A 21,922-nucleotide genomic window follows, 5' to 3' on the forward strand; every position below is an offset into this window, starting at 1 on the left:
TTCGGAGAGGTGTGATGACGGCTTCGCTCCACAAAACGGCGTGTCCACTGTGTTCCAGAAACTGCGGCATCACCGTGGAAGTGGAACAAGGCAAGTTGGGTAAAATTCGCGGCGACGACGCGCATCCCAACACGCGTGGCTACATGTGCCAGAAGGCGGCGCGGCTGGCCTATTACCAGGAGCATCGAGAGCGCCTGCGCGAGCCGTTGAAGCGACGGGAAGATGGCAGCTTCGAAGCGATCTCCTGGGAGCAGGCGCTCAGTGAGATTGCTGCCAAGTTGAGCAAGATTCGCGATCAGCATGGGGGCGATGCATTCGCATTCGTGGGTGGCGGTGGCCAAGGCAATCATTTGGGTGCGGTCTATAGCGCGAGTCAGCTGTGTAAGGCCATGGGCAGCCGCTACATCTACAACTCGCTGGGACAGGAAAAGACGCCGGATTTCTGGCTGAATGGTCGCTTGTTTGGCGATCAGCGTTGCCACACCACAGAAGATGTCGAGCACGCGGACTTCGTGTTGTTCATCGGCTGCAATCCATTTCAGTCGCATGGTATTGCCAATGCCCGCGATACGTTGCGGGCGTTAAGGAAGTCCGCGGATCGGACCATGGTGGTCATTGATCCGCGCCGCACCGAGACCGCGGAGCAGGCCGATGTGCATCTGCAATTGCGCCCGGGCACCGATGCTTTTCTGATGGCGGCCATGCTGGCCATCATGTTGCGCGATGGGTTGCTTGATCGCGAATTCATCGCCTTGCATTGCACGGGTTTTGAGCAGATCGAGCCCTTGCTGGCGGCCGTGCCGATCGAGGATTACGTACGTCGGGCCGATGTTCCACTCGCAGAAGTGGAGGCGGTCGCGCAAGGATTTGCGCGTGCGAAATCGGCATGCGTGCGCATCGATCTCGGCATCCAGCATACGCTGCATACCACGCTCAACGGCTATCTGGAAAAACTGCTCTATTTGCTCACCGGCAATTTCGGCAAGCGCGGCGGCAACAATCTGCATACCTTTCTGCTGCCGATTCTTGGTCATACGGACGAGCGCGTGCAGAAGCGGGGCAGGCCGCTGAAACGCACCCAGTATCATCAGATGTTTCCGATTGCGGGCGTGCTGCCGCCGAATATTTTGCCTGACGAGATTCTGAAAGCGGGCGAGAAGCGCGTACGAGCCGTGTTTGTCGACAGCAGCAATCCCTTGCTGACCTATGCGGACACCGATGCCTATCGGCGCGCGTTCGCCGCATTGGAACTCTTGGTCACGGTCGATGTGGCGATGACCGAAACCGCACGCGCCTCGCACTATGTACTGCCAGCCGCCTCGCAATTCGAGAAATGGGAAGCGGCCGGATTCACCTTTGAGTTTCCGGACAACTTCTTTCATCTACGTGCCCCTTTATTGCCAGCCACAGGCGACGCATTGCCTGAGGCCGAGATCTATACCCGCCTACTGGAGGCAATGGGACTAATTCCGAAGTCCATGCCGTGGCTCAGACGGATTGCGCGCTTCGAGCCGGGATTCACGAACCATCTCGTCTATCTGGGGGCGCTTGGCGTCGTGCTGTCCCGGCATCGCTCGTGGCGGGATTTTGCCGCGAGTATTCTGTATCGCACGCTCGGCCCGAGTCTGCGGAATGGTGCTGCGGCCGCAGCACCCTTGCTGCCCTTGGCCAAGATGTTTGTGGATCGCTATGGCGAGGCGGTTGCACGTGCGGGCTTTGACGGGCCGGTTTGGACACGTGCCGCAAAATTGTTCGCGGGGATTCTGTCATCTGATTCCGGGCTGATGATTAGCCGGCATACGCACGAGGAAGTCTGGTCCTTGCTCGCCACAGCTGATCGCAAAGTGCATCTCGCGATCCCGGAAATGCTGGGCGATCTTGCTGCCTTGCAACGGGAGTCTGAGCCCACGCCCGACGAGGCATATCCGTTTGTGCTGATGGCTGGCGAGCGGCGCAGCTACAACGCCAATCAGATCCTGCGCGATCCGGCTTGGCGCAAGGTAGACCCAGACGGTGCCCTGCGCATACATCCCGACGATGCCGCAGCGTTGTCGCTTCACGATGGCGGCTTGGCCCAATGCGAATCACGACGCGGGCGGATCGTAGTCAGCGTGTCAATAGATGCCAGCGTCCGGCGCGGTGTGGTGAGTCTGCCGCACGGTTACGGCATGGAAATTGAAACGGGGCAGCAAATCGGTCCGGCGATCAATCGTCTGACTGCCAGTGATGATTGCGATCCGTTTACCAAGACGCCGTATCACAAGCACGTTCGGGTCGCGTTGTGCGCAATTCAATCGGACGCGAGTGCAGCGTGAGTTCTTGATCGTTGGCGGCACGAGGCTTGTCAGGGCTCTCGGTCGCACGGAAGGTGCGCCTGTTAGCGCATCAAACGGTCGGTGACGGAGTGCCCGGGGGCGGACGCGCGTTTCTGTTTGAACCCAGTGGACGCGGGATCGCGATGACGTGGCGATTCTCGTTGACGCAATTTGGCCTAGTGGGCCTGCTTCCCTTGTGGCCCTCGCAGCGTGCTCGGGCCGAACGTTGGCGGTAGGCAACCGCAGTCAACGCCAATCGAACATCTGCAATGGGACTTGCGGTCAAGTTCCGCGCGATTTTTGGGTCGCACGGACCACGAGCTTGTGTGTGGATCGAGGCGCTGCCAACGTCGCGTTGGCAGCGCCTTTTGTCGTGCACAGGACGCTTTGCCCTGTGCAGGTTGTCGTTTACTCGAAGCTGTTCGCAAACACGTCGTTTGGAATACCGCAGCCTTCCACGCGGATATCGTCGACATACCAGCCGTGCGGGACGCTGCCGACCGACGAGTCCGTCAGCGCGGTGAAGCGGAAGCGCACCGATTGACCCTGGTACGGACCAAGATCGAAGCTCGCCACGCGATAAGGCCGCGTTCCACACCACGCCTGCTCGCCAGTCGGCACCGGTCCGGTGTAGTTGTCTTCCAGCTGGCTGCCAGGCGGCAGTTGCGTCCAAGTCGAGCCGTCGTTGGTCGAAATCTCGACAAAGCCACCGTCAAAACAGGTGGTGGCGGTGTCCGGCTCCATCGTGACGTCATGCAGGAAGCGCAGCGTTGGCGAATTCCGGTCGTTCGGAATGGCAATAGACGGCGAAATCAGCCGTTGCTGCGACGTCGTGGCGACGTCGACCGCGAGCCAGGCGAACGAGCCGGAACCACCTGCGGTGTTGCTCGGGCGTGCCGTCGAGCGCGTCCAGGTGGTGCCCGAGACGGGAACCGTGGTCCAGCCGTTCACGCCATTGTCGACGTTATCGGAGAACGCGTTGATGATTTGCTCGCCGACCGCGCAGATGCCTGGCGCAAACCGGGTCGTGAAGCTGGCGACGGCTGAATTGCTGCCTGGGCCACAGGCATTGGCGCCACGAACGCGCCAGAAATAGGTGGTGGCTGGCGTCAGGATGGCGGGCACTTGTACCGAGGTACCAGCGGTGGGGCTCGACGTGAACACGATATTGGTGAACGCGTTGTCGGTGGCGATTTCGGCAATGTACGACTGCGTTTGCGCGGTGGCCGTCCAGGTCAGTAGCGGACCATACGCCACACTTTGGGCGCCGTCGGCAGGCGAGCTGGCTGTTGGCGCGACCGGAGCGGCCGAATCAACGGTGAGGCCGACCGTGCGTTCGCGGAGCAGGCTTGGGCTCGTCGAACTACCCGACACACGCAAGGTGTAACTGCCCGCAGCCACCGCATTCAGATTGCTGATGGTCCAGGTTTCGGTTCCAGGCACCGCGCCGAAGCTCGCTGGCAAGCTCGATGTCGCACCGGCCGGCAGATCATTGGCCGCCAGGTTGACGGTTCCCGAAAAGGCGTTGTACGCGTGCGATTCGACCGTGTAGGTGGCATTGGTGTTCGCGCAGACGCGCTGATTCAAGGGCACTGCGGCCACGCCAAAATCGGGGTTGCCGCAATCCGGGAACTTGAATGAGCCGGTTCGGAGTGTCCAGGTGACGCCGGACGTGGCGAAAAACTCATTGATGTACCAGAACGTGCAGTCGTCGGTTGGATCAATGTTCATCGACGTGTAGTCGCCCCAGCGCCGGGTGGTTGCGGTGTGGCCGCCGCCGCCGGCAATGAACGTACCTTCGCCTTGCGTCATCGTATCCAGCGGGTCACTTTCCAGGCGGCCGGTGTAGCGGACGCTCGGGAACACCGCAGTGCCGCTGGCGCTGTATCCGAGACCCATGTTGCCGGACTTGTCCTGGGCAATCGAGCCCATCCAGCGGTGCACACCATCGGTAATGCCGGGCGCGTAGGTGCTGTCTTGGTACAGCACCGCGTTGGCGCCAGGATTGCGGACTTCCCACCAACGGATGCCGGCCATCGCGGTCGCAGCTTCCACCGATTGGTTGGTCACAATGGACTGGTAGCTGCCAAAGTTGCGATAGGCGGCCCGATTGAGCGGCCGCTGGCGGTACGACAGAATGTCGACCGGATTCAAGGGCGCAGGCTGCGGCACGCAGGCCCGTGCATCGGTAGGCAAGCAGGGGAAGATCGTGTCATAGGGGTCGATCGGGATCGTTGCCGCGAGCAGGAACGTCGACGAGCCGGGTGTCGTGAAATTGATATTGAATTCCCACAGGCTCAGGGCATCCTGCGTGGCGCCGTATGGCCCGCCGTTGTCCATCGATCCCAGGAAATACGCTGGCGCGCCGGGTGGCGGCAGCGTGCTGCCATCGATGTCTGCCGGGAGCAAGCCATCGCCGGAGTTCTCGTCAACCGGGACGGTGAACTGAATGACGGTTGGCGCGGTATTGCCCGCCAGCATCTGCGTTCGGTCAATGGCGTAAGCGCCAATCAATCCGGCATTCACTTCGCGCGTGCTGATCAAGTAGGCATTACCCCAAATGCCATACTTCGGATAGTCGGGAAACGTCGCAGTAGGGAAGGCCCAGCGATAGTAGGCACCCGTTGGATCGGACGTCTGCGACAGTGCCACGCAGTTGAAAAAACCGGGTCCTGCGCTATCGGAGAACTGGGTCAACAGCCAGCGATCCGCCAATTGATCGTAGAGCACGATCGGATCACCGGCGTTTTCGGTTTCGCAAGCGCCGCCGAAACCCGAGAACAGCGTGTTGATATTGGCCGGCCCAAAAACCGACGTGCCGGTCTTGTTGAAAATCTGGAACGACACGTTGGACATGCGGACATAATGATTCGGTCCAACGTCGCCAACTGGATCAGGTGGATTCGCGGTGCCGCTGCCAGCGTTGAAATTGGCGATCGGTGCGGGAATGGCTCGAAATGGACCAGGCAACACAGGCTGCACGTTTCGGTCGACGTCCTGGGGACCAAATCGGTATTTGCCCATGGGCTCGGGATCGATCATCAGCGTCCCGAAGAAGTTTGCCGGAGGTTCGGGCTTGATCGGAATGTTGCGAAGTGGCGGCGACACATCGAACTTGATGGCGCTGAACGCTGCCTTGAAGGTGCCATGTGGGACATCGCTGGATTCTGTGGAAACCGCCGACGCTGATACCAAACACCCGCTGAGAACCAGTAAACCTCTGAGATAGGACTGCTTCATCGTAAACCCCTTTGCCGAGAAACGTGACCTTACCGACGAAAATTGAGCTCGGCAAGGTCCTGGGGCGGATGCGCCGCGCAAATGCGTGTGATAAGTCTGTCAAAACGCTACGACTGCAGGCGTATGACTTATGGCAGGGGGGCAAAATCCGTCGGCGGCGCGTGCTTGTGCACGTCTGGTCAGAACGTCACCGATCAATCGCCACATGCTACCGACTCAGGTCAGCGGTAAGCTCGCTGAAGGAGGTCGTGTGTCGCATCGACCCGGGCATTAGGTAAAACGGGCGGGAGGAGCGTTGATCATGAAGCGCCGATTATTGTTGACGCAATGTGGTTTGGCGGGCTTGCTTCCGATGCTGCCCTCAGGGCGCGCTCGCGCTGCACGGCGGCGGGACGCTGCGGAAGTCGATGTGCTGGTGATTGGCGCCGGAATGGCCGGTCTGGCGGCGGCATCGCATCTGCGCGACGCGGGTTTGCAAGTGCAGGTTCTGGACGCGCGCTCACGATTGGGCGGGCGGGTCTGGACCAGTCGCGCTTGGCCCGATCTACCAATGGACTTGGGGGCGAGCTGGATTCATGGTGCTCAGGGCAATCCGATGACGGCATTGGCGCGCGCGGCGGGCGTCAAGACGGTCGCGACGTCTTACGAGCGCGCGTTGGCCTTTGATGCTGCGGGCAAGGTGATCCGGGGCGGTAGCCTGCGACACTTCGAGACCGTGCAGGAGCGTGCCGAAGCGGCCCTGAAAGCCGCGGGAGATGCGAAACGTGACCAGTCGGCTCGAAACGCCGTGGCCAAGCTTCGGCGCGAATGGCAGGACGATCCGCAGTCTTTGCGCGAATTGGAATTTGTGCTGAACAGTACTTTGGAGCAGGAGTTCGGTGGCAGTGCGGCGGATTTGTCGAGCTACTGGATGGATGATGGCGAAGGATTTGATGGCGAGGATCGCTTGTTTCCGGACGGGTACGGGCAGTTGATCGCGCACTTAGCACGTGGGATTTCTGTTCAGCTGAATGACGCGGTGCAGACGATTGATTGGCAACATGATCTTATCGAAGTTCGAACCACGCAGCGTCGCTGGACCGCCGAGCAAGTCGTGGTGACGGTACCGCTCGGCGTGTTGAAGGCCAACAGCATCGTCTTCACGCCGGGCTTGCCAAAGCGCAAGCAGGAAGCCATCGAGGGTCTCGGCATGGGCCTTCTGAACAAATGCGCGTTGCGCTTTGAGAACGTGTTCTGGCCCGATGATTTCGACTGGTTGGAATTTGTCGGCGAGCGCACGGGCGAATGGGCCGAATGGATCAGCTTTGCCCGCGCCATCGGTGCACCCGTGCTGCTGGGGTTTCATGCGGCCGATCAGGCGCGGGCCTTGGAGCGGCGCTCGGATCAAGAGACCATCGCTGCCGCGATGCGCGTCTTGCGGCATCTGTTTGGGGCCGACACACCCGATCCTGTTGCAGCGCAGATCACCCGCTGGGCCAGAGATCCATTCGCGTTCGGCGCGTATTCGTACAATCCCGTTGGCGTGCACCCACGCATTCGCGACGATTTGGCGGAAAGCCTGGAAGATCGATTGCATTTTGCCGGCGAGGCGACCACCCGAGCCCACTTCGGCACTGTGCACGGCGCCTATCTTTCCGGTCAGCGAGCGGCTTTGGCCGTACTTGCCACGTTGGCCTGAGAGAACCTACATTTTCAGTGCACGGATCCGGGTTTCTGGTTCGGCGCGCTCCCACAGACGATCGAATGCCAGCTGCAGTTCGCGGAGACGCGGGCGGTCGTTCAAGGCGTACTCGCCGTCGTACCGACTCGGGTCTTGTCGCTTCAGCCAGCCGCCCTGATCATTAAGGAGCAACGCCGGACGATCATTGCCGGCGTACTCAGGATTCGGCCGACGGACTTCGATCTTGCTGGAAAGGCGCTGGGCGAGTTGAATCAGCCGGTGATCGCGCTCCAGGGCCAGGCGCACATCATCGATCAGCAAGCGGACCAATGCCCCGCGGCCAGACAAAGCGACTGCTTTCAAGGCTTCGATGAATGTTTCATCATCATAAAGTTCGAATTCCAATTCGCGACTGGCGAGGCACAAACCGTGTCGGGCCGATTTGGCAATCTCGATTGCCGCCGCCCGCACGGAAGCAGCGCGATCCACTTGCAGTACCTTGCCTGGGAGATTGGCCGCTTTGAGCGGCAATCGCATGTTCTGATGCGGCGCGCCGCACTCGTCGAATGGCTCGCCTTCGGCCACAAAGCCGGCGCGCTGGTAGAAGGGGATCGCATGCATCTGCGAGTGCAACGACACCGACTCATAGCCCAACTCGCGCGCAATGTCGATCAATCGCTGCACGATCGCGAGTCCCACGCCGGCGCCACGCCAAGCCGGCAGCACCGCCATGCGGCCAATCTTGTGTTCCGGGGTCAATCGACCCGTCGCGATCGGCTTGCCATCGGCATCGATCGCGAGCACATGCCGGGACAGCGGGTCCAGTGCATCCCATTCCTCCGCAAGCGGAAACTGTTGCTCGGTGATGAACACCGGCTCGCGGATCGACTGCAATGCGGGAAAGTCGGCTTGATAGTCGGCGTCTCGAAGTTGGAACGTGCGCGGACTCATCAACGTTGGTCCCGTGCCAGCACCATCAGGCCCTGCCGATACAAGTGGTGCAGCAGATCACGCTGGACTTGGTTCAGTCGCGTCCAGTCGGCGCCACGTACGGCGCGTTCGCGAAGCAATGCATAGACCTCGGCATCCGTGTCAATGGTCTGGCCGGCGATCACAACCTGTGCGTTCCGCCCGCGATTGAGCCTGGCCATGCGCGCATAAGGATGCAGCGTCAGCAAATGTTGCTTGTTCAGCCGATCGCCGAGTTGCGTCAAGCTCAAAGGTCTGGGCGGTGCCGCTGGTTCCTGCGCGGCGCGGTAGCGGGTGATGAAACTGGCGAACCAGTTGCCCAGCGCCGCGTCGTCGAGCGCCAAGAGCGGCGCCAGACTGTGGCGCACGCGCTTGATCGCAGCGGCGTCGATGTCGTACGGATCGTTGGCAGCGCGCAGGTCTGGGTCGACCAGGCGTTGATCTTCGCTCAGCTTTTCGGCGAAGGAATCGGCGAGGTCACCCAGCATCTCGTGAATGGCTGGTGCACGCATGCCCACCGAGATCGTCAGACACTCGTCTTCCGCTACGCCATGATGCGGCACGTTCGGCGGCAGATACAACATGTCGCCAGGACCGAGCACCCAATCGTGGGTCGGCCAGAATTCTTTCAGCAGCTTGAGTTCAACATCGTCACGGAAGTCCCGCGGACAGTTCGGGTCAACATCGATCTGCCACCGGCGATGGCCCATGCCTTGCAGCAGAAACACATCATATTGATCGACATGCGCGCCGACCGAACCGCCCGCGACAGCGTAGGAAATCATGATGTCGTCGATCCGCCAGCGTGGCAGAAATCGAAAGTGCTCGAGCAGGGCGGCAATGTCCGGGTCCCATTTGTCAACGTCTTGAACCAAGAGCGTCCAGTCCTTCTTGCCCGTGCGTGCAAAACGCTTTTCCGGGAACGGACCTGATTCGAGCTTCCATTGGTCCTTCTTGCGATCATGCGTGACGATTCGCGCAAGCGCCAACGGCTCGAGCGCCAGACCGGCTAGGTCGTTCGGGCTCACCGGGCTCTCGAAATCCGGAAACGCCTCGCGTATCAGCAGTGGATGCTTTTGCCAGTAGTGTTTCAAGAACTGCGCGACGGGCATGCCGAGCAGGTGGCCTCGGCTGGCACGGACTTCAATGGGCAAGGCCTTTGTCATAGCGATCTCGGATGCAATCAGATAGGGCGGCATTGTGATGGCTGGCGGCCACTGGCGGCAACGGTGGTCGTTAGGCTGCGAACGCGGATGGTTGCGCGTCAGTAGACCCCACGGCTGCGGCGGTCCACGCGGATCAGTTCGCCGACACGTTCGATCCGAAAGTAGTAGCGAAACGGTGTGCCATCCAGTTCGACATCGGCCTGCGCCAGAAAATGCGTGCTCTGCACGCCCAGACCGCGCTGTTGGTCTACATGCAAGCTGAGACCGGTCAGCTGCTGTTCGATCCCAGCCAATTCACGAAACCGGGCGCGCCCGTGGTCACTGAGATTCGCCGCTTGGGCTTGGGTCATTCCCGGTACGACCGCGACCCACACCAGATCGGTAGCCGTATTGAGATTAATCGGCGCACCCGGCGGCAAGGCGCAGACATGCGGACTCAACAACGCAAAGACCTTTGCATCGACGCCGCGAATCAGGCGTAGCTCGGAGAGATCAAGCATGGCCTGATTTGCTGCGCGGTAGGGCGGTGTGCGTGCACTGTAGACCGAGTCTTCGGCACCGCGGTTTAACGGGACGGTATCGGGATCGACCCAGTCGGTCAGCGCATCGATCAAGTCGCGGCTGAGCCGGAGCTCGTCAACCAGTCGTTCGAAGCGCGAGCGGGTCAGCGCGTCCGGCTGCCCGTTCTGGACGAGGTTGTTGATGTTCAGGCAACCGTTCAATTCCCGCATTCGACCCGTCACGCGGCCACCGGGCACTTCCATCGGGGGCATGGTTTGCGCCCAGGCGTCTTCGGCGTGATCAAACGCGCCGGCGCTGCCGTCCCGCGCCAGGACGTCTTTGCCCCACGCTTCGAGCCCGCTTGCGTACTGCCGCGCCTGTAGTTCGCGCGTCAGATTGCGGGCACGCGCCTGCGCCAGCTGATTCGACTCGATCAGATTCGCCGCGATGATCAATCCCACCGCAATCAGCAGCACAATGATGATGAGTGCAATACCTCGGGGGCGTCGCGTGATCGGCGTCATGGCGTACCCTCCGGGCGCAGTGCAGTGCCGGAAAAATCGGTCAATGCGACGATCCGGTTGATCTGGCCGTAATCGGGGCACGTCACCTGAATGCGCACGGCGCGGGGCAGGCGATCGGGAAACGGCGAGTTGTTCGCTGGCCAAGCGTCGAGCCAGCGGCCTTCGGCGTCCATGAAGCTCAACTCCAGACGATCGACCTCAGTCAGCATTTCGGCTGCCTCGACCTGATCAAAGCGGGCACCATCAAGGTTGGGCCACGCACGCCGTTCGAGCCTGCGATCGCGCCATTGCCACGCGACGCGCTCGACGTTGGCGCGTGCGAGATCGAGCGGATTGGCCCGACCGGATCGGCTGACGCGAAATGCATCGCGGCGGCCGCTCAGGGCGGGATCAATCACGCCCTGACTATCGCGGGACTTGCGGCTGATGGCGTACCGAAGATCGCGCTCCATGGCGCCGAGCGCGGTCTGCAATTCACGCAAGCGGGTCTGTTTGTCATCCAACGTTGACTGAACCCGCGTGAGCTGTGCGATCGATGCATAGGCTGCCGCCGCAATGATGGCAAACACCGCCAGGGCGACCAGCAGCTCAACCAGCGTAAAGCCGCGTCGGGCCAAGTGTTTCACTGTGGCTCCAGCGCGAAGCCCGCCAGGCTCGTAATCGGGTGTTCGTCCGGGCTCTCGGTGTTGCCGGCGAAAACATGCACGTCAATTCGCCGAATGCCAGGCTCGGGTGTGTTCTGGATGACGACCCGCCAATGCAGCGGATAAGGCCCCAATTGACCGCGCCCGTCGCGCTGGCCTAGGGCCGGAAACGGGTCGGTGAGCGCGAGTTCGGTCAGCACATTGTCGGCGGCCCATGAGGCGAAAGTCAGTTGTTCCAGCTGCCCTGACTGGCGCGCCATCAAGGTGGCCGAGCCGAGCAGGGCCGTGATGGCGGTGGCCACCAACGCCAAAGCAACCAAGACTTCGATCAAGGAAAAGCCTCGCCGCATCTCAGCGCTCCAATGCCTGCCAGGTATTTTGTTCCGGCAGCTGCCGTTCGATCAGCGTCGGCTTAGGCCACTGGTCGCGCAGTCGAAAGCGTTCATCCGTCGGCCCCGCAACGACGTGCAATTGAAACGGCGACACTTCGCCGGTCGCAAAACACAAAATGCCGGGCGTCAGCTTCTGGCGTTCGGCGGCGCTGACATCGCCACCCTCAAGACGGACGCCACTGGGCAGCTTGAATGCCTTAAGACTCGCATCGGATTCCAGCTGCCACTGTTCGCCTTCCGCGCGGAGGAAGCGATAGCTTTCAGCCTGCACCGTGAGGCCGATTGTGCGGCCGCTCAGCTCTGCCCGCTCGCACGCATAGTCCAGGCGGCTGGCCAGGCGGATCGCCTCCTGCCGTGCCCGGGCGCTGCCATCGGCGGCACGCACCGATAGCACCAGGATGCTCGATACCACCCCCAGTATGACCAGTACCACGAGGATTTCGATCAAACTGACGCCGCGAGCGGCAATGCGGGTGCTGGATGGGACAACAGTCATGCCGAGTCGATGCCGTCAGGGCGCGTTCGTCCAATTGCCGACTTCGGCGTTGAAGCCATCGCCGCCCAATTGGCCGTCGGCGCCCATCGAGTAGACATCGAACTCGCTGTGTTGCCCGGGCGACAGGTACTGATAGTCACGGCCCCAGGGATCTTTTGGCAGTTCCTGGATATAGCCGCCGCTCTGCCAATTTGGCGCGTCCGGCGTGCCGGCTGGCTTGGTCAGCAGCGCTTGCAGACCTTGATCGGTACTTGGGTACGTGAAGTTGTGCAGCTTATAGAGATTCAGCGCGGTGGCGAGGGCCTGGACATCGGTTTTGGCCTTGGTCACGCGGGCCTTATCGACTTCACCAAAGAATTTGGGCACGACGATCGTGGCGAGAATGGCCAGAATGACCAGCACGACCATGATTTCGATCAGGGAAAAGCCTTGGCTGATTGGGCGCGGCATGATTTCAGGTTGTGTCGGGGAGAGGTAGCCGCGATCATAGCGGGATGAATGCCGAATGGATGCGACGTGATCTGGCCGTGCTCTGGCACCCCTGTACCCAGATGCACGATCATGAGACGTTGCCCCTGATCCCCATTGCGCGTGGTGCGGGTGTCTGGTTGTACGACCATGACGGCCGGCGTTACCTAGATGCCGTGTCCAGTTGGTGGGTCAACTTGTTTGGACATCAGAACCCACATATCAAGGCCGCCATTCAGACTCAACTGGATCGGCTGGAACACGTCATTTTTGCCGGATTCAGTCACGAGCCCGCCATTCGGCTGGCCGAGCGCCTGCTGGCCGTCGCGCCACCGGGTCTCGGCAAGGTCTTTCTTGCCGACAACGGCTCAAGCGCGGTCGAAGTGGCGTTGAAGATGAGTTTTCATGCGCATCATCTGGCGGGACAGACACGGCCACGGTTTGTCGCCCTGCAAAACAGTTATCACGGCGAAACGCTGGGCGCCTTGTCGGTCGGCGATCTTGGCTTGTATCGCGAGTTGTACGAGCCGCTGTTGCTGCAGCCGCTCTTTGTCCCGAGCCCGGATGCCTATGAGGCGGCACCCGGCGAGTCGGCCGAAGCGTGCGCGCTGCGCGCTGCGGCGGTTTTGGCCGAAACCCTGGAACAGCACGCGCACGAGATCTCGGCGCTGATTTTGGAGCCGCTGGTGCAATGTGCGGGCGGCATGCGGATGTATCACCCGGCCTATCTGCGCGAGGCCAGGCGTCTCTGTGATCAGTATGGCGTGCATCTGATTGCCGATGAAATTGCCGTCGGATTTGGCCGGACCGGCACGCTGTTCGCTTGCGAGCAGGCACAGATATCGCCGGACTTTTTGTGTCTGTCGAAGGGCATTACGGGCGGTTTCCTGCCGTTGTCGGCGGTGCTGATTCCGAACGCGATGTATGACCTGTTTTATGATCGCTACGAGACGCGCAAGGCGTTCCTGCACTCGCACAGTTACACAGGCAATCCGTTGGCGTGTGCCGCGGCCAACGCGGTACTCGATTTGTTTGAGGCGACGCCGGTGCTCAGCCGAATTCAGCACCTGGGGCAAACGTTGGAGCACGCATTGGCGCCGCTGCGGGAGCATCCCCATGTGGCCGATGTGCGTCGAACGGGGCTGATCGCTGCCGTCGAACTGGTGCAGAATCGGCAGACGCGGCAGCCCTTTCCATGGCAGGAGCGGCGCGGGCTTTTGGTGTATCAACACGGTCTGCAGCACGAAATGCTGCTGCGTCCGCTGGGCAACGTGGTGTATTTCATGCCGCCCTATGTGATTACCGACGCGGAAATCGAGCAAATGGTCGCCGTGGCGCGAGTTGGTATCGAACGGGCCACCGCATCGCCCTGAAGCCATAGCGGTTGTCTCGTGCGCTGACGTCAAACGAAGTCATGTGGTCGGACGGGTTGGTTTGAGCTCGGGCGTCCGCTCATGCTTAACTTCGGGCATTAGGGATGGGCCGGCAAAGGAGACCGCCATGCGCAAGATTCGAGTTTATGTAGACGCGCCGATGCAGATTGGGCGCCAGGTGTCGTTGCCCGAGTTTGCCGCGCATCATGCAGTGCGCGTGCTCAGGTTGCGTGAGGGTGACCCGTTGACGCTGTTCAATGGCGACGGGCAGGACTATCACGGCGTGCTGTCGCACACCCGGAAAGACCTGGTGACTGTGACGTTGGGCAGCGCCGAGCCTGTTTCACGGGAGTCGCCGCTAAAGATTACGCTGATTCAGGCGATGGCACGCGGCGAGAAGATGGATCTGATTCTGCAGAAGGCTGCCGAGCTTGGGGTGACCAATGTATTGCCGGTAGTGACGGAGCGGACCGAAGTCAAACTCGAAGAGGATCGGCTCGACAAGCGCATGATGCACTGGAAGTACGTGCTGGCCAGCGCTTGTGAGCAGTGTGGGCGCGCTGAGGTTCCGAGTGTTGCGGCGCCCGTGGTGCTGCACGAGTTGCCGCAGCTGCTGGGTGCGAAAGCGGATGGCGAGCTTCGGCTCGCGCTGCATCCGGAGCCCGCTGGCAGTCCGGACTTGCCCGCACAAGTCACCTCAGTCTGTCTGTTGATTGGGCCGGAAGGAGGCTTGACGGCTCGCGATCTCGCTCAAGTCAAACAAGCTGGATTCCAGACGTTTGGCATGGGACCGAGAATCCTTCGTACCGAAACGGCTGGCCTGGCGGCGATTACGCTGATGCAGGCGCGATACGGCGATTTTGCCGTAGCCTGAATCACGCCAACTGCGGCTCGCAAAAAAGGGGGTGGTGTGTCAGCGCCAGCAGGGGAACTAATCACTGGCACACCACACCCGGGGAACCGGCGCCGGACCAGCCCGGCGCAACGTGTCGAATGGGTCCGACTCTGTGCCGGACTCAAAGCGAGCCGATCGTTCCAGGATGGACGTATCCAGACTCGCCCTAGAAATAGAATCGGATCCCCGTCTGGAACGTTCGACCCGGCAGCGGAACATTGTCCTTGAGGAACGACGTGTGCAAGTGCGCTTCCTCGTCAGTCAGATTCTTCGCGCGGACAAACACTTCCCACTCGTTCTCGCCTTGAGTGAAGGCGTAGGCGGCACCTAGGTCAACGGTGGTGAATCCCGGCGTTTCGGTCTCGAACTCGGCAACGTCGTCCTGACGCTGGTAATCCATCACCAGCAAGTCGGCACGCCAACCTTGCAGTTCCCAGTTTAGGCCGGCACCGACGCGCCCTGGGGCAATGCGCGGCAGGTTGCCGCCGTCATCGAGCTCGGCTCGGACGCCGTCGGTGAGTAGGCGCAGAGACCACAAGCCAGTGGCATTGTCAGCCAGTTGAACGTTGGCTTCGAGTTCAAAACCCTGAAACGTCGCATCGGCTTGCGACCAAGCGCGCAAAGGCAACGCTTCCTCGGTTTCGCCGGTGTCAGCGAGATAGATGAAGTCATTGAACTGGTTGCGATAGACGGTGCCTTGCAACGACCAGAAGTCGGACACAAAGTCGACGCCCAACTCGAATTGATTGGCGACTTCGGTGCCGAGTTCCGGTTCGCCCAGTTCATAACTGCCGGTCGCCACGTGCACGCCATCACTGAACAGTTCTTCGGTCGTCGGCGCGCGTTCGGCGCGGTCATAGCCTGCCCGAAGATGCCACTGTTCGTTCAAGTCCCAATGACCGTTGATCGAAAAGCTGGTGCCGCTGAAGTCGCGGGTGTCGGCATCGGTTTCGATATCCGTTTGGTCCAAACGCAGGCCGAACTCCAGCTCAAACGCACCGAATTGCTTGCGTTCGATGCCAAAAATGCCCATGTCCTGGGTGTTGGCAGCAGGAATGAATGCTTCTTCGCCAATCGCTTGCAAGTCCTTGTCGGTCGCCGCGACACCAAACACGCCGCGCCAACCATGCCAATCGTCGTGAACGAGCTCCAGTCGCGCGTCGACGGCACCGACTTCAAAGCGCGTGCCAATCTCGTCACCTTCAAGTTCGTTATGGGAATAGTCCGTGTTGGCGAATTCGACGTTGAGACGATCGAATCCCGGTAGCGGGCCGGACAACGAGCCTTTGCCGTCGATTCGCGTCTGCTCCAGATCGATGCGAACCGATTCCTCGTCACCCGGAATGCCGTAGCGCGAGTCGAACTGGGCCGCCGAGACACCAAAGAACCCGCGCTGGCCGAAAATGCTGCCGCCGAGCGCGCCGCCCTGGGTATCGATGGCCGAGTTGGCCAGTTGGTCGTCGCCATTCGCAAGGCCGGGTACGTTGACGTTGTCGGCGTTGCGATCGTACGCGTCGGCATGGAACAGGAACTGATCGTTGCCAGCATCCAACCGGGCCATGCCGGATCGCTCGTTGGCGCCGGTATCGCCGCGCAATTCGGCGCGGCCATGAATGCCGTCCACGGGTTGCTCGGCAATACGGCCGTCGATCACGTTGACGATGCCGCCAATGGCGCCGGAGCCGTAGAGCAGGGTGGCCGGACCTTTCAGGACCTCGATCTGATCAGCCAGGAACGGCTCAATGGCCACAGCATGATCGACACTGACCGTCGATGCATCCTGTGTGGCCATGCCGCCACTCAGGATCTGCACGCGGGCGCCTTCTTGCCCGCGAATGATCGGACGGCCGACGCCAGGCCCAAAATAAGTCGATTGCACCCCGGTTTGCGTGGCGACGGTCTCGCCGAGCGTGGCCGCACGATGGTCTTCCAGTTCCGCGCCTTCGATGACCTTGATCGGTTGCACGGTGTCGTCGCGACGGCCGAGCGGATCGGCACTTACCACAACGGCTTCGAGCTTCTTCTCATGGTGCTTGGCGCTGTCGGATCGCCCGTCTTCCGCCCAAGTCGCGGTGAGCGGCAGGGCAAACAGGATGGCGATCACCAACGGTTTATGACTGAGCATGGCGGGGCCCTTGGATTGAAGTTGGAAATGTTATAACATCACCAAATCAGCTCGACAAGTGAGAGATTTCCCTGGACACTGCACTGATGAAACATGCAAATTGCGACCATGACCATCGTCATGGTCCACTCACTCGATTCGATCAGTTCGGTGCGATCGCCGGGTTGTTGTGCGCATTGCATTGCGCGTTGCTGCCGTTGTTTGTCGGCCTGTTGCCGAGTTTCGGACTGGAGTTTTTTGGCAGTCACGCCTTCGATATCTGGATGGTCTGCTTTCTTGGCGTATTCGCGTTGATCGTGATCAGTCTGGGTTATGCGGTGGATCGCGCCTTTGTGGTGTGGTCCATGATTCTGGGGGGGCTCGCAATCATGGGGCTTGGCCTGTTACCGGGCTTGTGGGCATGGGCGCATGCCTTGCTCTTGGCGATTGGTGGCATGTCGGTGGCGCTTGGGCATTGGCTGAATCGCCGCGCGATTGCGCTGGGCTCGCCCGTTACGCATCTGCTCCGGTTGCGATCGCTGATCGATTGAAATAGCGCGCTCGAATACTCGCGTCTGGTGGCGATGCGCCAACGCGCCAACGCTCCTGAGTTCGTACCGAGTCCAAATGGCCATCACAGGCTTTGATGCCGCGCCGTGGCGGCGAACAACGCAACGCCCCGATGGCGCTGCTGACCCAAGGGGCCAGGGTGCATCGGGGCGTTGGTTTACCGGCAGCCGATCGGCGACCGGCAGGTCAAGTGTTACAACGCATCGCCATCGAGTTCGCCGGTGCGGATGCGCATGACGCGCTCCAGATCGTAGACGAAGATCTTGCCGTCGCCGATTTTGCCCGTGTTCGCAGCGGTCTGGATCGCCTCCACGACACGGTCGACTTGATCGTCGACGACCGCGACCTCCAACTTGATTTTCGGCAGAAAGTCGACCACGTACTCCGCACCGCGATAGAGTTCGGTGTGGCCTTTTTGTCGACCGAAGCCTTTGACTTCGGTGACCGTGATACCAGTGACGCCGACGTCGCTCAAGGCTTCGCGGACATCGTCCAGCTTGAACGGCTTGATGATGGCAGTAACCATTTTCATGAGGAGATTCCTGTCTGAGCGAAGGGCAGGGTTAGAGGATATAACCGCGTTCGTTGTGCAGCGAGAGGTCCAGACCCTGGGTCTCGTCATCGGCATCGACGCGGAGGCCGATCGTCCAATCAATCAGCTTCAGCGATACCGCCGACACGACGACCGTCCAGAGCACCGTAAAGCCAACGCCCTTGGTCTGGATCCAGAGTTGGGCACCGATTTCGGTCACCGTACCAAAACCGCCGAGCGCCGGCGCCGCGAAGACCCCAGTCAGGAGCGCGCCGACGATGCCGCCAATGGCGTGCACGCCGAAGACGTCGAGGGAATCATCATAGCCGAGTTTCTGTTTGAGCTTCGTGGCGCAGAAGAAACAGATCACACCGGCCGCAAAGCCGATGACGAGCGCGCCGCCTGGACCTGCTGTTCCGGAAGCAGGCGTAATGGCAACCAGGCCCGCCACCGCGCCCGAAGCAATGCCAAGCACGCTGGCTTTGCGATGCAGGACCCATTCGGTTGCCATCCATGCCAGAGCCGCCGCGCCGGTCGCGATTTGCGTGACCAGCATGGCCATGCCGGCCGTGCCGTTGGCGGCGACGGCGCTGCCCGCATTGAATCCGAACCAGCCGACCCAAAGCAGCGACGCGCCGACCAGGGTGTACCCCAGGTTGTGTGGAGGCATCGCTGTGGTGGGGTAGCCTTTGCGCTTGCCCACAAGCAGCGCGGCGATCAGTCCAGCAACACCAGCGTTGATGTGCACGACAGTGCCGCCGGCAAAGTCGATGACGCCCCAATCCCACATCAGCGCACCGTCACCGGCCCAGACCATGTGGGCGACTGGTGCGTACGAGAAGGTGAACCATAGCGCCGTGAACAGAAGCAGAGCCGTGAACTTCATACGCTCTGCGAACGCGCCGACGATCAACGCTGGCGTGATGATCGCAAAGGTCATCTGGAACATGATGAACACGCTCTCTGGAATGCCGAGCACCAGACTGTCCGTTTTCAGACCGGCCAGCATGGCCTTGTCCAGGCCGCCAATGAAACTGGCGAGGGTGATCTGGCCCTTGACCATTTCGGAACCATCGAACACCAGGCTGTAGCCATAGAGCACCCAGAGCACGGTGATCAGGGCAGTGATCGCGAAGCATTGCATCAGCACACTGAGAACATTCTTGGCGCGGACCATGCCGGCGTAGAACAGGGCAAGTCCAGGAATCGTCATCAGCAGCACGAGCGCAGTCGCAACAATCATCCAGGCGGTGTCGCCGGTATTGAGGACCGGATCGTCCGCGTAGGCAAGACTGGGTAGAGCGAGCAGCGCAAACATACATCGTTTCATTGGTCGGTCTCCGGGGTGGGGGCTACCCGAAACTCGCAAGGGCTTGATGGAGCCGTTGTTCTAATTTCTGCACAATTTTCAGGTCTTATTCCCGAATACGATTGCGCTGCACAAAACCTTTCAATTTTCTGAGGAATATGACTAAGCTCGAAGTCCCGCAGTGCAATATCCGGCGCTTTTTTGGCGGTCGGCGCTTGCCTGGACGCTGTCGAGCAGCGTCGTGGCTGGATGAATTTCGTCCAAGCCGGTAGCGTGCCGACGCAATCGCGAAGCTGCTAGGCTAGTCAACAACATGCCCCAGTTCGATCTTTCAACGTCTACCGCAGAAGTCATCGCGGCCAGTACCTATCGGCGTATGCCGGGGGTATATCGCTACGTGCGCGTACGCGAAGTGCGTCACCCCGAGCGGCATCTCCTGGTGACCCGCGACGAGCGCGAGGTCACGGTGGTCACATTGAGCGAACATCTGATCGACGAGCCTGTGATCGAAACCAGTGCCCGCTCCTGGGTCTTGTTTGTCGTCGATTGTGCGAAGCCCTTCTTCTGCGTCGGTTTCATCGCGCACACCACCGCCTATTTTGCCAAGGCGGGAATTGACGTGCTCGTCGTTTCAACCTTCAGCCGGGACTATTTCATGGTCCAGCGCGAACATGCCGACTTAGCCGAGCAGGTGCTGCAGGACGCGGGCTTTGCGGTCGGCAAGGAAGCTCGCGTCGCTTGATTTGGCACCAATCGGACGGAAGCCCACGGAACGCCGTGGTCAACGACGTTCTGTGTGCGTTCGGTGCGTCGACCTAGGGCCGACGCTTACCGCGGTTGCCGCTCAGGATTGCGGCTTTTTCTTGGCCAGCCAGCGGTCAATCTTGGCTTCCAGCACGTCCAAGCGGACGCTGCCGTCGCGTAGCACTTCGGCGTGGAATTCGCGCGGATCAAACTGGTCTCCCAGCGCTTGTTCGGCGCGCGCCCGAAGTTCCAGGATCTTGAGTTCGCCAATTTTATACGCCAGTGCCTGACCCGCAATCGCAATATAGCGCTCTGTTTCGGACACAGCATCGGTATCGCTGGTGGCAGAGTTGTCCTTCATGTACTGAATGACTTGCTCGCGGGTCCAGCCTTTGGCGTGGATGCCGGTGTCCACCACTAGTCGGATGGCGCGCCACAGTTCCGCTTGCAGTCGACCGAAATATTGATAGGGGTCCTGATACACACCCAGTTCCTTGCCAAGCGATTCGGCATAAAGGCCCCAGCCCTCGGCAAACGCAGTTTCCCCACCGAAGCGCCGGAACATCGGCAAATCGGTCAGTTCTTGTTGCAGCGCGATCTGGAAGTGGTGGCCCGGAATCGCTTCGTGCAGGAACAGGCTCTCCTTGTCCCAGGTCTTGCGCGACTTCAAGTCGTAGGTGTTGACGTAGAAAATGCCCGGCCGCTTACCGTCTTGACTCGGGCCTTGGTAGCTGCCACCAGCCGAGGAGGCCGCGCGGAAGGCTTCCACCGGGCGAATTTCGAACCCTGCTTTTGGTAGCAGCGAGAACAGCTTCGGAATGCCTTTGTTCACGTCGTGCAAGTAGTCGTTGTACGCATCGAGAAGCGCCTGCTCGCTCTCGAATTCGAAATTGCCGTCTTTCGTCATGTGCGCAAAGAAGTCCTGGAGACTGCCCTCGAACTTGACTTGTTTCATGAGCTCTTGCATATCGCGATGAATGCGATCGACCTCACTCAGCCCTATCTGATGGATCTCTTCGGGCGTCTTTTCGGTGGTCGTCATGACCTTGACGCGGTACGCATACCAGGCCTGACCGTTGGGCAAGGCGCTGAGTGCCACCGAGTCGCGGCAGGCGGGTAGATACTCATCGCGAATGAACGCTTCGAGCTTTCGGTAAGCCGGATTCAGCTTGCTGTCGATCAGCTTAGTGTATGCCGCTTCCAGCCGTTTCCGATCGCGCTCCGGGAAGCTCTTCGGCATATTGGCGATTGGCTGCCAGAACATGCTCTTGTCGGCTGACTCAGTTGGGACTGCAGCCAGTTGCGGCAACACCTTCAGCATGATCACCTTGGGCTGCACGACGCCAGCCTTCATGCCCTCGCGCATGTTGTCGATCATCGTATTGAACAGCGTCGGCACGCTTCCCGCGCGTTGAAGCCAGTTGTCGTAATCCTTGACGGTCACAAATGGCTGAGCGCTGCGACCCGAACCGAGAATGGGGACAAAACTCGGAATACTCTGGAATTGGCTGACGGGCAGCATCCAGTCCGGAAACGCGTCGCCAGCGCGGTCTTGTTCCAGTTCGGCCAGCAGCAGGTCGTAAGAGAGTCGATTTTGTTGATCGAGCGCATTCGGGTCGTACGACTTGAGCTTGTCGATCCAGCCATCGCGCCACTTGCGTTGTGCCTTGCGGTAGTCCGCGGCGAAGAAGTTCGGCAGTTGATCGTTATAGCGGGCATCGCCGATGAAGGTCGCCTGGATCGGGCTGCGCTTGAGATTCTCTTCCCAATAGGTCTCAAACAAGTGGCGGGCGGCGGCTGCGTCCAAAGGCTTGGTGGATGCCACCTCGTCGCCCGCGACCGCGTTGGCTGGAATCGAGACAGCTGCACCGGTACCGAGTACCAGCGCCAGCACCAAGGAAAGGGGTTTCAAGCTCATGATGCAGGTTCCAAGAAATAGAACGCTGATGCTTTCATTGTCCCAAGGCGCTGACAAGCCCGACTTTGGACACCCCATATCCAAGCCAGGCGCGCGAACTTT

General features: G+C 60.6%; 18 protein-coding genes. 6 read left to right on the top strand and 12 right to left on the bottom strand.

Annotated features, from left to right (window positions below):
• Positions 1-14 precede the first annotated feature (14 nt).
• Positions 15-2,315, top strand: a complete 2,301-nt coding sequence (locus tag C7S18_RS07450) for a molybdopterin-dependent oxidoreductase (protein ID WP_106890960.1) — start codon at positions 15-17, stop codon at positions 2,313-2,315.
• 408 nt (positions 2,316-2,723) lie between these two features.
• Here the strand turns inward: C7S18_RS07450 and C7S18_RS07455 are convergent, their stop codons facing one another.
• Complete coding sequence (locus C7S18_RS07455; RefSeq protein ID WP_106890961.1) at positions 2,724-5,555, bottom strand: hypothetical protein; 2,832 nt, start codon at positions 5,553-5,555, stop codon at positions 2,724-2,726.
• Between the two features lie 301 nt (positions 5,556-5,856).
• On the opposite strand from C7S18_RS07455, the gene C7S18_RS07460 reads away from it, so the two are divergent.
• Complete coding sequence (locus tag C7S18_RS07460; RefSeq protein ID WP_106890962.1) at positions 5,857-7,233, top strand: flavin monoamine oxidase family protein; 1,377 nt, start codon at positions 5,857-5,859, stop codon at positions 7,231-7,233.
• 6 nt (positions 7,234-7,239) lie between these two features.
• Here the strand turns inward: C7S18_RS07460 and C7S18_RS07465 are convergent, their stop codons facing one another.
• The 7 genes from C7S18_RS07465 to gspG form a co-directional block, all read right to left on the bottom strand.
• Positions 7,240-8,166: a GNAT family N-acetyltransferase gene (locus tag C7S18_RS07465; RefSeq protein WP_106890963.1), complete on the bottom strand. Its 927-nt coding sequence runs from the start codon at positions 8,164-8,166 to the stop codon at positions 7,240-7,242.
• Positions 8,166-9,350: a cupin domain-containing protein gene (locus C7S18_RS07470; RefSeq protein ID WP_106893959.1), complete on the bottom strand. Its 1,185-nt coding sequence runs from the start codon at positions 9,348-9,350 to the stop codon at positions 8,166-8,168. Before C7S18_RS07470 ends, C7S18_RS07465 begins: the two co-directional genes overlap by 1 nt.
• Positions 9,351-9,448: 98 nt before the next feature.
• Positions 9,449-10,375: a type II secretion system minor pseudopilin GspK gene (gene gspK / locus C7S18_RS07475; protein WP_106890964.1), complete on the bottom strand. Its 927-nt coding sequence runs from the start codon at positions 10,373-10,375 to the stop codon at positions 9,449-9,451.
• Complete coding sequence (gspJ, locus tag C7S18_RS07480) at positions 10,372-11,001, bottom strand: type II secretion system minor pseudopilin GspJ (RefSeq protein ID WP_106890965.1); 630 nt, start codon at positions 10,999-11,001, stop codon at positions 10,372-10,374. The genes gspK and gspJ overlap by 4 nt, the downstream gene beginning before the upstream one ends.
• Positions 10,998-11,369 carry a type II secretion system minor pseudopilin GspI gene (gene gspI, locus C7S18_RS07485; protein WP_106890966.1) on the bottom strand — a complete coding sequence of 124 codons (372 nt, stop codon included), beginning with the start codon at positions 11,367-11,369 and terminating at the stop codon, positions 10,998-11,000. The genes gspJ and gspI overlap by 4 nt, the downstream gene beginning before the upstream one ends.
• 1 nt (position 11,370) lies before the next feature.
• Positions 11,371-11,907, bottom strand: coding sequence for a type II secretion system minor pseudopilin GspH (gene gspH, locus C7S18_RS07490; protein WP_106890967.1), 537 nt, complete (start codon positions 11,905-11,907; stop codon positions 11,371-11,373).
• 15 nt (positions 11,908-11,922) lie between these two features.
• The gene (gene gspG / locus C7S18_RS07495; protein WP_106890968.1) at positions 11,923-12,357 is read right to left on the bottom strand and encodes a type II secretion system major pseudopilin GspG; all 435 of its coding nucleotides are present in this window, start codon (positions 12,355-12,357) and stop codon (positions 11,923-11,925) included.
• A 59-nt stretch (positions 12,358-12,416) separates the two neighbouring features.
• Between gspG and C7S18_RS07500 the strand changes: the two genes are divergently transcribed.
• A complete protein-coding gene (locus C7S18_RS07500) occupies positions 12,417-13,748 on the top strand; it encodes an adenosylmethionine--8-amino-7-oxononanoate transaminase (RefSeq protein WP_240623996.1) in 1,332 nt (443 codons plus the stop codon).
• Positions 13,749-13,875: 127 nt separating this feature from the next.
• The gene (locus C7S18_RS07505) at positions 13,876-14,622 is read left to right on the top strand and encodes a 16S rRNA (uracil(1498)-N(3))-methyltransferase (RefSeq protein WP_106890970.1); all 747 of its coding nucleotides are present in this window, start codon (positions 13,876-13,878) and stop codon (positions 14,620-14,622) included.
• A 187-nt stretch (positions 14,623-14,809) separates the two neighbouring features.
• On the opposite strand, the gene C7S18_RS07510 is transcribed toward C7S18_RS07505, so the two are convergent.
• Complete coding sequence (locus tag C7S18_RS07510) at positions 14,810-16,768, bottom strand: TonB-dependent receptor (protein ID WP_106890971.1); 1,959 nt, start codon at positions 16,766-16,768, stop codon at positions 14,810-14,812.
• A gap of 86 nt (positions 16,769-16,854) precedes the next feature.
• Between C7S18_RS07510 and C7S18_RS07515 the strand changes: the two genes are divergently transcribed.
• Complete coding sequence (locus tag C7S18_RS07515; protein ID WP_106890972.1) at positions 16,855-17,298, top strand: MerC domain-containing protein; 444 nt, start codon at positions 16,855-16,857, stop codon at positions 17,296-17,298.
• A 212-nt stretch (positions 17,299-17,510) separates the two neighbouring features.
• Here the strand turns inward: C7S18_RS07515 and glnK are convergent, their stop codons facing one another.
• Together glnK and C7S18_RS07525 are read right to left on the bottom strand one after the other, a co-directional pair.
• Positions 17,511-17,849 (bottom strand): P-II family nitrogen regulator, encoded by a 339-nt coding sequence (glnK, locus tag C7S18_RS07520; protein WP_106890973.1) that lies wholly within the window; start codon positions 17,847-17,849, stop codon positions 17,511-17,513.
• 31 nt (positions 17,850-17,880) lie between these two features.
• On the bottom strand, positions 17,881-19,179 hold the full coding sequence (locus C7S18_RS07525; protein ID WP_106890974.1) for an ammonium transporter: 1,299 nt from the start codon (positions 19,177-19,179) through the stop codon (positions 17,881-17,883).
• Positions 19,180-19,471: 292 nt separating this feature from the next.
• Between C7S18_RS07525 and C7S18_RS07530 the strand changes: the two genes are divergently transcribed.
• Entirely contained in the window at positions 19,472-19,900 is a 429-nt protein-coding gene (locus tag C7S18_RS07530; RefSeq protein ID WP_106890975.1) for an ACT domain-containing protein, read from the top strand.
• Positions 19,901-20,002: 102 nt separating this feature from the next.
• On the opposite strand, the gene C7S18_RS07535 is transcribed toward C7S18_RS07530, so the two are convergent.
• On the bottom strand, positions 20,003-21,820 hold the full coding sequence (locus tag C7S18_RS07535; protein ID WP_106890976.1) for a DUF885 domain-containing protein: 1,818 nt from the start codon (positions 21,818-21,820) through the stop codon (positions 20,003-20,005).
• Positions 21,821-21,922: the final 102 nt, after the last annotated feature.

It is taken from the genome of Ahniella affigens (genome assembly GCF_003015185.1).
GTDB lineage: Bacteria > Pseudomonadota > Gammaproteobacteria > Xanthomonadales > Ahniellaceae > Ahniella > Ahniella affigens.

Bases quoted from the DNA above. Each gene is read 5' to 3' on its own strand.
- C7S18_RS07510 (WP_106890971.1), bottom strand. From the start codon at position 16,768: ATGCTCAGTCATAAACCGTTGGTGATCGCCATCCTGTTTGCCCTGCCG.
- gspK (WP_106890964.1), bottom strand. From the start codon at position 10,375: ATGACGCCGATCACGCGACGCCCCCGAGGTATTGCACTCATCATCATT.
- gspI (WP_106890966.1), bottom strand. From the start codon at position 11,369: ATGCGGCGAGGCTTTTCCTTGATCGAAGTCTTGGTTGCTTTGGCGTTG.
- C7S18_RS07515 (WP_106890972.1), top strand. From the start codon at position 16,855: ATGAAACATGCAAATTGCGACCATGACCATCGTCATGGTCCACTCACT.
- glnK (WP_106890973.1), bottom strand. From the start codon at position 17,849: ATGAAAATGGTTACTGCCATCATCAAGCCGTTCAAGCTGGACGATGTC.
- gspH (WP_106890967.1), bottom strand. From the start codon at position 11,907: ATGACTGTTGTCCCATCCAGCACCCGCATTGCCGCTCGCGGCGTCAGT.
- C7S18_RS07450 (WP_106890960.1), top strand. From the start codon at position 15: ATGACGGCTTCGCTCCACAAAACGGCGTGTCCACTGTGTTCCAGAAAC.
- C7S18_RS07460 (WP_106890962.1), top strand. From the start codon at position 5,857: ATGAAGCGCCGATTATTGTTGACGCAATGTGGTTTGGCGGGCTTGCTT.
- C7S18_RS07465 (WP_106890963.1), bottom strand. From the start codon at position 8,166: ATGAGTCCGCGCACGTTCCAACTTCGAGACGCCGACTATCAAGCCGAC.
- C7S18_RS07455 (WP_106890961.1), bottom strand. From the start codon at position 5,555: ATGAAGCAGTCCTATCTCAGAGGTTTACTGGTTCTCAGCGGGTGTTTG.
- C7S18_RS07505 (WP_106890970.1), top strand. From the start codon at position 13,876: ATGCGCAAGATTCGAGTTTATGTAGACGCGCCGATGCAGATTGGGCGC.
- C7S18_RS07470 (WP_106893959.1), bottom strand. From the start codon at position 9,350: ATGACAAAGGCCTTGCCCATTGAAGTCCGTGCCAGCCGAGGCCACCTG.
- gspG (WP_106890968.1), bottom strand. From the start codon at position 12,357: ATGCCGCGCCCAATCAGCCAAGGCTTTTCCCTGATCGAAATCATGGTC.
- C7S18_RS07530 (WP_106890975.1), top strand. From the start codon at position 19,472: ATGCCCCAGTTCGATCTTTCAACGTCTACCGCAGAAGTCATCGCGGCC.
- C7S18_RS07525 (WP_106890974.1), bottom strand. From the start codon at position 19,179: ATGAAACGATGTATGTTTGCGCTGCTCGCTCTACCCAGTCTTGCCTAC.
- C7S18_RS07535 (WP_106890976.1), bottom strand. From the start codon at position 21,820: ATGAGCTTGAAACCCCTTTCCTTGGTGCTGGCGCTGGTACTCGGTACC.
- C7S18_RS07500 (WP_240623996.1), top strand. From the start codon at position 12,417: ATGCGACGTGATCTGGCCGTGCTCTGGCACCCCTGTACCCAGATGCAC.